This is a genomic window from Streptomyces sp. SID5469 (genome assembly GCF_009862865.1).
Lineage (GTDB): Bacteria > Actinomycetota > Actinomycetes > Streptomycetales > Streptomycetaceae > Streptomyces > Streptomyces avermitilis.
In genome coordinates this window covers 8,769,195-8,782,668 of sequence record NZ_WWIN01000001.1, presented here as the reverse complement: position 1 = coordinate 8,782,668, position 13,474 = coordinate 8,769,195, and the positions used below count along the sequence as shown (strand labels likewise).

Below are 13,474 nucleotides of genomic sequence, written 5' to 3'. Positions count from 1 at the left end.
CCATGACCACCCCCGGACGCGCCGAACCCATCGCCATCGTCGGCATGTCGGTGCTCTTCCCCGGCGCCCCCGACCTCGCCACGTACTGGCACAACCTGGTCTCCGGCGTCGACGCCATCACCGACGTCCCGCCCGGCCGCTGGGACGCCGACGAGCACTACGCGCCCGGCGCCGAGCCCCGCGCCGACCGGGTCTACTGCCGGCGCGGCGGCTTCGTGGACGAGCTGGCCGAGGTGGACGTCACCGAGTTCGGGATCATGCCGGCCGCGGTGCCGGCCACCGAGCCCGACCAGCTCATCGCGCTGCGGGTGGCCGCGCAGGCCCTCGCCGACGCGGGCGGCGCGGACCGGCTGCCCGCCGACCGGCACCGGGTCGGTGTGGTGCTCGGCCGCGGCGGCTACCTCACCCCCGGCCTGGTCAGGCTCGACCAGCGAGTGCGGACCGCGAGCCAGCTCGTACGCACCCTGGGCGAGCTGCTGCCCGACCTCGGCGCGGACCGACTGGAGGCCGTACGGCAGGCGTTCACCGACCGCCTCGGCCCCGAGGCGCCGGAGTCGTCGATCGGGCTCGTACCCAACCTCGCCGCCTCCCGGCTGGCCGGCCGCCTCGACCTGCGCGGCCCCGCGTACACCGTGGACGCCGCCTGCGCCTCCTCGCTCATCGCCGTCGACCACGCCGTGCGCGAACTCGCGGACGGACGGTGTGACGTGATGCTGGCGGGCGGTGTGCACCACTGTCACGACATCACCTTCTGGAGCGTGTTCAGCCAACTCGGCGCGCTCTCGCCGAGCGAGCGCATCCGGCCGTTCCACAAAGGCGCGGACGGGGTGCTGATCGGCGAGGGGACCGGCGTCGTCGTCCTCAAGCGGCTCGCCGACGCCGAGCGCGCCGGCGACCGGATCTACGCCGCGATCACCGGCACCGGCGTCGCCTCCGACGGACGTACGACCAGTCTCATGGCGCCGGACTCCGGCGGCCAGGTCCGCGCGGTCCGTCAAGCCTGGCAGGCCGCCGGGCTCGACCCGGCGGCACCCGGCTCGATCGGGCTCCTGGAGGCGCACGGCACCGCCACCCCGGCCGGCGACGGCGCCGAACTCGCCACGCTCGCCGAGGTGTTCGGGCCGCCACCGAAGGACGCGACCGCCGACGAACCGGGCGCCGTCATCGGCTCGGTGAAGTCGATGATCGGCCACACCATGCCCGCCGCGGGCATCGCCGGGCTGATCAAGGCCGCCCTCGCCGTCCACCACGGGGTGCTGCCGCCGACCCTGCACTGCGACGAGCCGCATCCGGCGCTGGCCCGCACCCGGTTCGCCCCCATCAGCGCCGCCCGGCCCTGGCCCGCCGACGACCGGCAGCCCGTGCGCCGGGCCGCCGTCAACGCCTTCGGTTTCGGCGGCATCAACGCGCATGTGGTGCTGGAACAGGTGGCGGTCACGAGGGCGGCCCAGGTCTACGAGCCGGAGCGGGTGCTGCGACTGACCGCGCCGACACCCGAGGCGATGGCCGCGCTGCTGGACCGCGACGACTCCGCGATCCTCGCCGCCGGTCTCGACGAACGCGCGCCGGCGCCCGCCGCCGATCCGGTGCGGCTCGCCGTCGTCGGGCCCACCGCGAAACGGCTGGCGCTGGCCCGCAAGGCGGTCGCGAAGGGCGACGGGTGGCGGGGCCGGGGCGACGTGTGGTTCGTGCCGAGCCCGCTGCTGGGGCCCGGCGGCGGCAAGCTCGCCTTCGTCTTCCCCGGCCTGGAGGCCGAGTTCGTGCCCAACTCCGAGGACGTCGCCCGGCACTTCGGGCTGCCCTGGTCGCGGGCCGTCGCCGACGCCACCGTGGGCGACGTGGGCCGGCAGGGCACCGGCGTCTTCGAACTCGGCCGGCTCCTCGACGCGGCGCTGCGCCGGCTCGGCGTCGCACCCGACGCGCTGGCCGGACACAGCCTGGGCGAGTGGACCGCGATGGCCGCCGCCGAAATCCACGCACCGGACGAGGTCGACGCCTTCCTCGCCGGCTTCGACCCCGACGCGCTGAGCGTTCCCGGGCTCGCCTTCGCCGCGATCGGCGCCCCCGCCGAGCAGGTGCTGACGGAGCTGGCCGGGCGCACGGACGTGGTCCTCTCCCACGACAACGCGCCCAACCAGTCGATGATCTGCGGCCCGGAGCCCGCCGTCGCCGCACTCGTCGACGTGTTCCGGTCCCGGGCACTGATCTCGCAGATCCTGCCGTTCCGCTCCGGCTTCCACACCCCGATGCTGGAGCCCTACCTCGGCCCGATCAGAAAGGCGGCCGAGACCTACACCCTCCACCCGGCCGCGCTGCCACTGTGGTCCGCGACGACCGTAGCCCCGTACCCGGAGGAACCGGCGGCGATCCGCGACCTGTTCGTCCGCCATCTGCTGGAGCCGGTCCGCTTCCGGCCGCTGGTGGACACGATGTACGCGGCGGGCTTCCGCGCCTTCGTCCAGCTCGGCGCCGGACACCTCGGCTCGCTCATCGGCGACACCCTGCACGGCCGTGCGCACCTCGTGGTCGCCGCGCACTCCCCGAACCGCTCGGGCCTGCCCCAACTCCACCGTGTCGCGAGCGCGTTGTGGGCGGACGGGGCGGCTTCGGACCTCTCCCCGCTGCTGGGCAGGGCGGCCGCCGCACCCGCGCGCACCGGCCGCCGGCCGGTCCGGCTGGACCTCGGCGGAGCGAACGTCTCCCTGGACGCGGAGACCCGCCACCGGGTGAGCGCCGCGCTGGCCCCGCGCCGCGCCCCGGCCACCCCACCACCCCGGGACGTCGGCGACCACGGCGACCACGGCACCCTCGGCGAACAGGGCCTGCTGGGAGCTGAGTTGTCCGCGCTGCTGCGGGACGCGACGGCGCTCGCCTCGGACGTGGTGTCGGCGGGCCGCCGCAGGCCCGGGGCCGCGGCGGCGACCCACCACACCCGGGCCACGCCCGGCTCACGTACGACCGCGGTGCCCGGCCCTCGTACGACGGAGCCCCCCGCGCCCCGCCCCCTCGACACCACCCTTCACGTGTCCGTCGACACCATGCCGTACCTCCTCGACCACTGCTTCTTCAAGCAGCCCGACCGGGCCGACCCCGCCGACAGCTGGCCCGTGGTCCCCGGCACCACCGTGATCGCCCATCTGATGGACTTCGCGGAACGGGCCGCCCCCGGCCGCCGGGCGGTGGCCGTCCACGACGTACGGCTGCACCAGTGGGTGACGGCCACTCCGGCGGTCGACATCCCGGTACGGATCGTCCCCGAGAGCCCGGACCGGGTCACCGCGTCGCTCGGCTCGTACGCGCAGGCCGTGGTCGAACTCGCCGCCGACCAGGGGCGGTCAGCGCCTGCCACGCCCTGGGCCTTCCCGGCCCCGGCGGAGCCCTGGACCTTCCCGGCCGCGGCGGAGGAGAAGCCCGAGCTGACGGCCGCGGAGCTGTACTCGCGCCGCTGGATGTTCCACGGACCGCGCTTCCAGGGCGTGCGCGAACTGACGGCGGTCGGCGAACGGCATGTGCGCGGGGTGCTCGTCTGCCCGCCCGCGCCGGGCGCCCTGCTGGACAACGTGGGACAGCTCCTCGGCTACTGGATCATGTCCAGGCTGCCGGTGCGCACCACGGTGTTCCCGGTCGGCATGAAGGAGATCCGCTTCCACGGCCCGCACCCCGCCCCCGGGGAGCGGTTGGAGTGCCTGATCCGGATCACCTCGGTCACCGACGCCACGCTCGAAGCCGATATGCAGCTGGTGTACCGGGGCCGGGTGTGGGCGGAGTTCACCGGCTGGCAGGACCGCCGCTTCGACAGCAACCCGCGGATCCGCGCGGTGGACCGGGAGCCCGAGCGGCACACCCTGTCCCGGATGCAGCCGGGCGGCTGGGCGCTGGTCCACGAGGAGTGGCCCGATCTGGCCACCCGCGAGCTGATCATGCGGAACATCCTGGCGGGCGAGGAGCGCGAGCGGTACGCGGCGCACGCACCGCGCGGCCGACGGCAGTGGCTGCTCGGCAGGATCGCCGTCAAGGACGCCGTACGGCATCTGATGTGGGACGGCGGCGCGGGCCCCGTCTTCCCCGCCGAAGTGCGGGTCGGCAACGACCCGACGGGCCGCCCCTTCGTGACCGGCGGCTACGGCCGGACCCTGCCCGCCCTGCATGTCTCGATCGCCCACCGCGGCGAGAGCGCCGTGGCGATGGCCAGGACCGAGGGGCCCTGCGGCATCGACATCGAGGAAGTGACCGACCGTCCCGAGGGCACCCTCGCCGTCGCCCTCGCCCCGCCGGAACGCGAGCTGCTCCGAGCCCTCGCCCAGGCTCCGCGAGGAGCCCCCGAACGACTCTGGTTCACCCGCTTCTGGGCCGCCAAGGAGGCCGTCGCGAAGGCGCGCGGCACCGGACTGGGCGGCGCGCCCAAGCAGTTCGAGATCACGGCGGCGGACGGCGCCGTGGTGAGCGTCCGTGTCGCGGGCGAGGAGTACCGCGTGCGGCACTCCTCGCTGACCATCCCCCGGCCGTCCGGACAGCCCGGCAAGGAGTACGTCGTGGCCTGGACGGCCGTCAACGATTCAGGAGAGCGAAGATGACCACTGAACTCGAAGGCCCCGCACCGCGGTCGGCCCCGGACGAGGCGACCGTGCTCGCGGACCTCTCGGCCATCCTGCGCACCGTGCTGGAGGAGTACGGGCTCGACGACTCCGAGATCACCCTGGACACGTCCTTCCACGACGACCTGGAGCTGGAGAGCATCGACCTCGTCACTCTCTCCGCCCAGCTGCGCGAGTTCTACGGCGAGCGCGTCAACTTCGCCGCGTTCATGGCCGACCGCGGTCTCGAGGAGATCATCGCGCTGACCGTCGGTGACCTCGTCGGCTATGTGGTGGGGTCGCTCGCCGTCGCGGAGGTGGGCTGACGGTGGCGACCCTGCGGGTGAACGGCATCGACGTACACGTCCAGCGCATGGGTGGGCCGGGTGACGTCCCGCGCCCCGTCGTGGTGCTCATCCACGGCATGCTCATCGACAGCCTCGCCAGCTACTACTTCAGCCTCGCGCCGCAGCTCGCCGAGGACGGCATGGACGTCGTCATGTACGACCTGCGCGGGCACGGCAAGACCTCCCGGCCGCCGACCGGCTACCGCATGGAGGACTTCGTCCGCGACCTCGACGCACTGCTCGACGCACTGGCGGTGAACCGCCCGGTGCACCTCGTCGGCAACTCCTTCGGCGGGGCGATCGCGTACGCCATGGCCGCCGCCCACCCCGAGCGGGTCGCCAGCGTCATCGCCATCGAGGCCGAGCCGCCGGGCCGGGCCTGGGCGCAGAGCATGTACGAGGGCCTGGTCGGCGAGGAGGGCGGCCTGGTGGTCCGAGAGGTCAAGGAGTGGCTGCGGGAGAACCCGGGCGAGCGCAACGCCCGGCCGTTCCGGGCGGCCGGCCGGGTGCTGGACGAGACCGCCCTCGCCCAGGAGATCCCGCTCAGCTCTCTCCTCGACGACGACCTGTCCGCGATCCGCTGCCCGGTGTTCGCCGTGTTCGGCGGCGCGTCCAAGCTCGCCGCGCAGACCGGGATGCTGGAAGCGTCCCTGGCGCGCTGCCGTACGGTCGTGCTGCCCGGTCTCGGCCACTCGGTGCTGGTGGAGGCCACCAAGGAGACGTACGCCCTCGTACGCGACTGGCTGCTCGGCCAGGAGGCGCTCGCGCTGCGGGAGGCCCGCTAGATGGGCCGATTCCTGTTCGTGGTGCCCCCGCTGGTCGGGCACGTCAACCCGGCCGTGGGCACCGCGGCGGCCCTCGCGGCCCGCGGGCACGACATCGCCTGGGCGGGCCATCCGGAACTGGTCCGCGGTCTCGCGGGGGCGGACGCCGTCGTCTTCCCCTGCGCGCTGCCCGAGGACGGTCTTTCCCGGCCCGCCGGCCTGAAGGGACCGGCCGCCTTCCAGTTCCTCTGGGAGAGCTTCCTCGTCCCGTTGGCGGACGCCATGGCGCCCGGGGTGCGGGCGGCGATCGAGGCGTACGATCCCGATGTCGTCGTCTGCGACCAGCAGGCGGTGGCGGGCGCGCTGGTCGCCGAGTCGCTCGGGCGGCCCTGGGTGACCTCGGCCACCACGTCCGCCGAACTGGTCGACCCGCTGGCCGGGATGCCCAAAGTCGCGGCCTGGCTCGACGGTCTGCTCGGGGAGCTGCGCCGCCGGATCACGGGCGGCGCCGGCGCCGCGGATCCGCGGTTCTCTCCGCACGGGGTGCTCGCGTACACCACGCGCGCGCTGCTCGGCCCGGTGGAACTGCCGGACCGGGTCTGGCTGGTGGGGCCGTCCGTCGCCGCCCGCCCGGCGGGCCCCGACGACTTCCCCTGGGAGTGGCTGGAGGCCTCCGCGCTGCCCACCGTCCTCGTCAGCCTCGGCACGGCCAACAACGACGCCGGCGCCCGTTTCCTGAACGCGGCCGCCGAGGCGCTGGGCGGGATCGCGGACCGGGTGCGGGCCGTGCTCGTCGATCCCGGCGGGGTGGTCGAGCACCCGGTGCCCGACACCGTCCTCGTACGCCGGTACGTTCCTCAACTCGCCCTGCTGGAACGGCTCGACGCGGTGGTCTGTCACGCCGGGCACAACACCGTCTGCGAGGCCCTGTGGCACGGGGTCCCGCTCGTCGTCGCGCCGATCCGTGACGACCAGCCGATCGTGGCCGCCCAGGTCGTGGACGCGGGCGCCGGGGTACGGCTGCGGTTCGGCCGCGCCGACGCGGCGAGGATCGGCGCGGCCGTCGAGGCCGTCCTCGATCCGGCTCAGGGCCACCGGAAGGCGGCCGAGGCCGTCGGGGAGTCCTTCCGGGCCGCGGGGGGCAGCGAGTCCGCCGCCGACCGCCTCGAAACACTGACGGCCGAGTCGGCCGTGCCCGGAGTACGAGGCTCATGACCGACGATCCCACGCCCACTACTCCCCCCGGCTCCTTGTCCGCCCTCATCGGCTACGCGCGGCCTCACTGGCGGGTGCTGCTGCTCTCCCTCGTCCTCACTCTGCTGGCCAGCGTGTCGGGGCTGGTGCAGCCGAAGTTCGCGCAGGCGATCCTGGACCGCCTCGACGACGGCGCCGGCGTGGTCGCCCCGGTGGCGCTGCTCGCCGTGTTCCTGGTCGCGGGCGCCCTGCTGACCGGCCTCAACGCCTGGCTCCAGCAACGCACTTCGGAGCGGGTGGTCCGGCAGGTACGGCGCGGTCTTGTGCACCGTCTGATCCGGCTGCGGGTCGCCGAACTGGACCGGCGCGCCCCCGGCGACCTCATCGCCCGCGTCACCTCCGACAGCACCCTGCTCAAGAGCGCGGCCACCGAGGGCCTGATCATGACGGTCAACGGCGTACTGACCTTCGCCGGGGCGCTGTTCATGATGGCGGCGCTCGACGCCCGGCTGCTCGGGGTCACCCTGCTGGTGCTCACCCTGGTCGGCGTCGTGATCACCGTGATCCTGCCCCGGATCAAGGCCGCAGTGGCCCGTTCCCAGAGCTCCGTCGGCGCGGTCGGCGCCGTGCTCGACCGCACCCTCGGCGCGGCCCGTACGGTCAAGGCCAACGGCGCCGAGGGCCGTGAGACGCTGGCCGCCGAGGACGCGGTCGACGAGGCGTACGCGGCCGGCCTGGTCGGCGCCCGATACAGCGCGCTGGTCACCATGGTCGGCGGCGCCGCCATCCAGACCGCGTTCCTGGTGGTGCTCGGCGTGGGCGGCACCTTCGTGGCGAACCGCACGATGTCGGTCTCCGAGCTGATCGCCTTCCTCCTGTACGTGTTCTTCCTGGCGAGTCCGGTCTCCCAGCTGGTCGGCGGGGCCGCCCAACTCCAGCAGGGGCTGGGCGCGGTGGGCAGGATCCAGGAGGCCGCCGGGCTGCCGGTCGAGGACGACATCGACGCACCGCCCGCCGCCGCCCCCGCCCACGCCGCGCCGCCCGCCGTCGAGCTGACCGGGGTCGAGTTCGCCTACCCGGGCCGCGCCCCCGCCCTGCGAGGTGTCGGCTTCACGGTCCCCGGCGGTACGCAGACGGCGCTCGTCGGCCTTTCGGGCGCCGGGAAGACCACCCTCTTCTCCCTCCTCCAGCGCTTCTACGAGCCGACCGCGGGCACGATCAGGATCGGCGGCCAGGACATCTCCGCACTGCCGCGTGCCGAGGTCCGGCGGCGGATCGCGTACGTCGAGCAGGACTCCCCGGTGATGGCCGGCTCCCTCCGCGAGAACCTGCTGTACGCGGCACCCTCGGCCACCCCTGAGGAGTTGGCCGAGGCCCTGGCCGTCACGCGCCTCGACGCGCTCGTCGCCCGCCTGCCCCAGGGCCTGGACACTCCCGTCGGCCCGCGCGGCGTGACCCTGTCCGGCGGCGAACGACAGCGCCTCGCCATCGCCCGCGCCCTGCTCCGCCGCCCTCAGGTGCTCCTCCTCGACGAGGCGACGGCCCAGCTCGACGCCCGCAACGAACAGGCCCTGAGCGAACTCGTCGCCCGTGCCGCGGGCCGGTGCACGGTCCTCTTGATCGCCCACCGCCTGTCCACGGTCACCGACGCGGACCAGATCGTGGTCCTGGAGCACGGCGGCGTCCGCGCCGTCGGTACCCACCACTCGTTGGTCGACGACGACGACCTCTACCGCGAACTGGCCGCGACCCAGCTCCTGGCGGCCGAGCCCCCGGCGTGACGGCTCGACCTGGCGCGGTGTCAACCGGCAGGCCGACGTCGAACGCCCCGCCCACCGCGCCGAGGGCCGCAAGCACCGACAGCGGGAATCCCAGGGCCGCTCGGGGGTGGGCGACCAACGGCGTGCCGTCGTCGCCGGTGTTCAAGTGCACCGCACGGCAAGGCTCGTTGCGCGCCCCAAGGCCTCGGCACCGACATGTCGTCCGTCCCCCGGCGTCGGCGCCGTCCGTAGCCTTTTCAACTTCTCCGTCCATATGTTGCCGGATGCCTGATCCGGTCAGACGCTGAAAGGTAGGGGGCGAACACCTGACCCTTGAAGCAATGATGGCTCTCGTCCGCAGAGACCAGGCAATGATGAACACAGCCGAGCTATCGGCATTCGTCGACGCCCTGCTGGAACTCAAGCGCCGCGGCATTTACGACGGTTACATCAGTTTTGCCTTCGATGCCGGCAAATGGGTCTGCCTAAAGATCGACATCGGCGCGAACTATTTGACCAGGGAACTGGGGGTGCACATCGGCTCGCTGCCCACCGCTCAGGACGTGGCCGACTGCCTTCAGATCACGCCCTATGACAGCGCGCCCTGGGACACGACGAGCAACCCGAGCTTCCGGAACCAGCTCGAAGGCTGGATCGGGCCGAACATCCACAACCGGGTGCACGAGTGGGTCGGTGGCCACATGAGGCCGCTGAGCTCCCCGAACGACCCGGTGTTCTGGCTGCACCACGCCAACATCGACCGCCTGTGGGCCCAATGGCAGTACGAGCACTCCGACCTGACATACATGCCGCAGCACGGGGCGCGCCACAGGGGCAGAACGAGCCCGACGCCATGGATCCCTGGTTCGGGAACACCACCATCGCCAGCACACTCAACCACCAGGCCCTCGGCTACATATACGACACGGAACGGCCCGCGGCCCAAGGCGACCGCATGCTGCCCGGTGACATGCTCGTGGCCGACCAGTACCTGGTCTCCCAGAACGGCTCCTACACGTTCACGTACCAGAAGGACGGGAATCTGGTGCTGTATCGGAACGACGGTTCTACGTCCAGTACGACGGCCACGCGAGCATCTGCCGTCCGGACAGCACACTCGTAGACCGCGATCCGCTGCGCGAACTCCGCTCGCCAGCTTCTGGAAACCGCCGCCGAACAGAACACCCATGAGGGCCGACAGTGACCTTCTGCCATTCTGCTTGCCATGTCCGCACGAAATCGAAGACTGCCCCGGCACCGTGCCTGGCCACTGACCACCACCGACATCAACGAGCGTCTTGGCCCTTACATGACCCGTGTCACGGACCTGCAGTTCCTCACTGGGCATGACAGCGGGACCATCGTCCTGGGAGCCGAATGGGTCGCTCCGAACCCCCGCAACTACGGCCGCGGCATCCACCCGGACATGGTTGGCTTCCGCATAGACGTCCACCCAGTCGATGCCACTGAACGTGCTGCAACCCGCGCTGTTCTACGAGCGCATGCCCTCCCGCAACTCCACGAGTGGATCACGCAGGTGATCGCTGCCGACGAGACCTGGCAACTAACTCCTCACCAGCACTACTGGCGGCTCACCGACGGCCACCTCACCCACCACGACGAAGCGTGAACCGAGTCCGGACGACACGCACACCCCCACACCAGCGAGGTCACATGCGCGTGGATCGATCCTACTGGACGGTCACGGTGTGTAACCAATGTGTGGGTGGCGTGGGCTGAGGAGCGGCACGTCGCGCCCTTCAAGGCGCGGGCGGGGCCGGACAGTGGCGCCCGCCGGAGCAGGCCACTGTGGCGCAGCGCGGCTACGGCGGCTGAGTGAGAGCTGTACTCGGTGACGGTGGGTCGGCGAGAACCTGCTGACTGCCGTTCCCCGTTCTGAAGCAGAGCCCGGCTTGCCGACAAGCCGCTTCCGAGGGCCGTCACTGTAGCCACACTCTCCCCATGGCGGTCCGCCCAAGGGGTGAGTACGGCAGCAGCGGCACGCCGGGGCATTGGGGGATTCTCACAAAAGCCCCCTCGTCACGGACTTCTTCTCCCCTTCGTCGCCCACGCACTTGGGGCACCTTGCCCCAGCACAAGTCACCGAAGTCAGCATGGGCCTGGCCCTACACGCGAGCGGCAGCCCAGCATTGGGCTGACCAAACCCGCCTACAGATGTCCAGACACGAGAACGCAGCACTGTCCGTCGATGGACTTCGCAGGAGCGGTCGGCCCCTCGGGAAAACGGGGTGTCGAGCGGGAACAGCCACGTCCCGCGAGGGGCCTGCGCTTGAGCTGGAGCCCCAGGTCAGCGCACCCTTCCGCGCGGTTTCAGCGGCACCGGCGGGAGTTCAGGAGCGCGCAGTGGAGCGCCGTCGTACCCCACCACCTCACCGAATCGGGAGCCTGCCATCCAGTCCGAACGGGCCTGTGCGATGTCCTCGTTGGACCGCCCGATGAAGTTCCACCACATCACCAGCTCCTCCTCGAACGGCTCGCCGCCCAGGAGCATCAGGCCCGCGTCCGACTCCGCGCGCAGCGGCAGTTCGCTGCGGCCGCAGCCGAGGTAGAGCATCGAGCCCGGCAGGACCGGTACGCCGTCGACGTGGGCCTCGCCCGACATGGACAGGACGGCGTACTCGAAGTCCGGCTCCAGTGGCAGTCGTACGTCGGCGCCGCTCGCGAGGGACAGGTCGGCGCCCACGATCGGGGTGAACGTCGTGCCGGGCGAGGTCGCGCCGTCGACCTCGCCCAGGATCAGCGTGGCCTGGAGCCCCGGCGCCGTGACGACCGGCAGTTCCGCGTGGTGCTCGAAGCGCGGATCGGTGTGCCGGTGACTGTCCGGCAGGGCCACCCACAACTGTGCTCCGTGCAGGAACCGCGCGTGCGACTTGGGGCTTTCCTCGGAGTGACTGATCGCGCGGCCGGACGTCATCAGGCCCAGCTCGCGCGGGCGGATCGTCTGGAGGCTGCCCGTCGAGTCGCGGTGGAGGACCTCGCCCTCGTGCAGCCAGCTGACCGTCTGGAGCCCCATGTGCGGGTGCGGCGGGACCTGCATGCCTGGCTCGTCGGCGATGTCATCGGGACCGTAGTGATCGACGAAGCACCAGGCGCCGACCATACGGCGGCCTAGGTTGGGCAGCAGACGGCGGACTTCGGTGGACTCACCGAGCTTGACCTTGCGGGGGCTGAGGAGTTCGCGCACCGGCTCGGCCACCACGAACCCACGGCCGCCGCACAGCGTGGGCACTGCCTCGCGATCAAGATTGCTCATGTGGCAAACCTAGCCCCGGCCGGGACGGTCCGTCAGTCCATCCCCCCTCCCCTGGCCGGATCGGCCCCGTCCCTTCGGGATGCGGTGCGTCGCACCACGAGAAAATAGTAGCTATGGCTATAGTATCTATGTACAGTATCCGTCATGAGCAACACGGTGAGCGACACGGCCCCCGAGGGCGCGACCCCCGGTTTCCTGGTCTGGCGACTGTCGATGAAATGGCGCGTCGCGGTCGACCGGGCGGTCGCGCCGCTGGGGCTGACGCACGCGCAGTATTCGCTGGTCGCCACGCTGGTCGGCATGCACCGCACCGGGCTCAGGCCCAACCAGCGGCAGCTCGCCGACCACACCGGACTCGAAGCGCTCTACGTCTCGAAGCTGGCCCGCGCGCTGGAGTCCGGCGGCCTCGTCGACCGGACCCGCGACCCGGCGGACCCGCGCGCGATCCAGCTGTCGCTCACCCCGCGGGGACACGAGGTCGCCCAGCAGGCGATCAAGGTGGTCCACCGGCTGCTGGAGCAGCTCCTCCAGCCCTTGGGCGGCCTCGACAGCCCGCGCACGACGCGATTCACGCACGAACTGAGAACTCTGCTCGACGCACCACTCGACGCATCGATCGAACCCGGCACATCCACCGAACTCGGCACACCTGCCGCAGAGGAGCAGTCGTGACCACCACCAACCCCACCACCAACCTCACCACCAACCCCACCGTCAACGGTCAGGTCATAGGCCTTGCCCACTACGCCGGTCGCGGCCTGCTGGAGACCGTACTGGCCCGCACCGGCACCACGTTCGAGGAGTCGGTGGCCCTGCACGCGGCCGCGGCCGCCGGCGGAACTGTCGCGCGCGACCGGCTCGTCGACCGCCTGACCGGTGCGCTGAAGACCGGGGAAACACCCGCCCGGCAGGCCGTCGACGAGCTGATCGCCGCGAAGCTGCTGGACGAACCGGCACCCGGTCAGGTGTCGCTCACGGACAGCGGCCGGGAGCTGTTCGAAAGCATCCAGGCCGGCGGCAAGGAGATCGCGACCCGGCTGTACGCGGGCATCCCGGCCCAGGATCTGGAGACGGCCGGGCGTGTGCTGACGCTGGTGACGGAGCGGGCGAACGCGGAGCTTGCGGCCCTGTAAGGGCGGCACCGCCCCCCGACCCAGTCGTGGAATATTCAACCAAACCGGGCCGTTGTGAGCGTCGAAGGAGGTCAGCAGTGGAAACGACGTACTACGACCAGGGGACGGCCGCGGAGCGCTGGGAGCGCGCGCAGATGTTCTTCGACGCCAAGGACTACGCCGTCGCCGCGCGGATTCTGGACGGGCTGGTCGACGAGGTGCCGGAGCAGACCGGGCCGCGGCTGCTGCTGGCGCGTTCCTACTACCACTCGGCCCAGTTGGGCCGTGCGGAGGCCGAGCTGCGCATCCTCGTCGAGCGCGACCCCGTGGAGCACTACGCCCGGTTGATGCTGGGCCGCACGCTCCAGCGCCAGGGGCGGGACGACGAGGCGGACTCGCAGCTGCGGATCGCCTCGGCGCTCGCGGGCGACTTCGAGGCACGGTGATCC

Annotated in this window: 11 protein-coding genes; 10 read left to right on the top strand and 1 reads right to left on the bottom strand. The window is 71.9% G+C overall.

Annotated features, from left to right (window positions below):
- Positions 1–2: 2 nt before the first annotated feature.
- From GTY58_RS38205 to GTY58_RS38175, 7 genes are all read left to right on the top strand, one after another.
- Positions 3–4,574, top strand: coding sequence for a type I polyketide synthase (locus GTY58_RS38205; RefSeq protein ID WP_010988756.1), 4,572 nt, complete (start codon positions 3–5; stop codon positions 4,572–4,574).
- Positions 4,571–4,900 (top strand): phosphopantetheine-binding protein, encoded by a 330-nt coding sequence (locus GTY58_RS38200; protein ID WP_037647123.1) that lies wholly within the window; start codon positions 4,571–4,573, stop codon positions 4,898–4,900. The genes GTY58_RS38205 and GTY58_RS38200 overlap by 4 nt, the downstream gene beginning before the upstream one ends.
- A 2-nt stretch (positions 4,901–4,902) precedes the next feature.
- Entirely contained in the window at positions 4,903–5,706 is an 804-nt protein-coding gene (locus GTY58_RS38195; RefSeq protein ID WP_010988754.1) for an alpha/beta hydrolase, read from the top strand.
- The gene (locus GTY58_RS38190) at positions 5,707–6,900 is read left to right on the top strand and encodes a glycosyltransferase (protein WP_010988753.1); all 1,194 of its coding nucleotides are present in this window, start codon (positions 5,707–5,709) and stop codon (positions 6,898–6,900) included. It abuts the gene before it with no gap.
- Positions 6,897–8,660: an ABC transporter ATP-binding protein gene (locus GTY58_RS38185; RefSeq protein WP_010988752.1), complete on the top strand. Its 1,764-nt coding sequence runs from the start codon at positions 6,897–6,899 to the stop codon at positions 8,658–8,660. Before GTY58_RS38190 ends, GTY58_RS38185 begins: the two co-directional genes overlap by 4 nt.
- Before the next feature lie 832 nt (positions 8,661–9,492).
- The gene (locus GTY58_RS41125) at positions 9,493–9,762 is read left to right on the top strand and encodes a hypothetical protein (RefSeq protein WP_037647121.1); all 270 of its coding nucleotides are present in this window, start codon (positions 9,493–9,495) and stop codon (positions 9,760–9,762) included.
- A 102-nt stretch (positions 9,763–9,864) separates the two neighbouring features.
- Positions 9,865–10,269 carry a hypothetical protein gene (locus GTY58_RS38175; protein ID WP_037647119.1) on the top strand — a complete coding sequence of 135 codons (405 nt, stop codon included), beginning with the start codon at positions 9,865–9,867 and terminating at the stop codon, positions 10,267–10,269.
- A 678-nt stretch (positions 10,270–10,947) separates the two neighbouring features.
- Here GTY58_RS38175 and GTY58_RS38170 read toward each other — a convergent pair.
- On the bottom strand, positions 10,948–11,913 hold the full coding sequence (locus tag GTY58_RS38170) for a pirin family protein (protein ID WP_010988750.1): 966 nt from the start codon (positions 11,911–11,913) through the stop codon (positions 10,948–10,950).
- 144 nt (positions 11,914–12,057) lie between these two features.
- Here GTY58_RS38170 and GTY58_RS38165 point away from each other — a divergent pair, with 144 nt between their 5' ends.
- The 3 genes from GTY58_RS38165 (at position 12,058) to GTY58_RS38155 (ending at position 13,471) form a co-directional block, all read left to right on the top strand.
- The gene (locus GTY58_RS38165; protein WP_010988749.1) at positions 12,058–12,585 is read left to right on the top strand and encodes a MarR family transcriptional regulator; all 528 of its coding nucleotides are present in this window, start codon (positions 12,058–12,060) and stop codon (positions 12,583–12,585) included.
- Positions 12,582–13,046 carry a winged helix DNA-binding protein gene (locus GTY58_RS38160; protein WP_010988748.1) on the top strand — a complete coding sequence of 155 codons (465 nt, stop codon included), beginning with the start codon at positions 12,582–12,584 and terminating at the stop codon, positions 13,044–13,046. Before GTY58_RS38165 ends, GTY58_RS38160 begins: the two co-directional genes overlap by 4 nt.
- A gap of 77 nt (positions 13,047–13,123) precedes the next feature.
- Positions 13,124–13,471, top strand: a complete 348-nt coding sequence (locus GTY58_RS38155; protein ID WP_010988747.1) for a tetratricopeptide repeat protein — start codon at positions 13,124–13,126, stop codon at positions 13,469–13,471.
- The last annotated feature ends 3 nt before the right edge of the window (positions 13,472–13,474 follow it).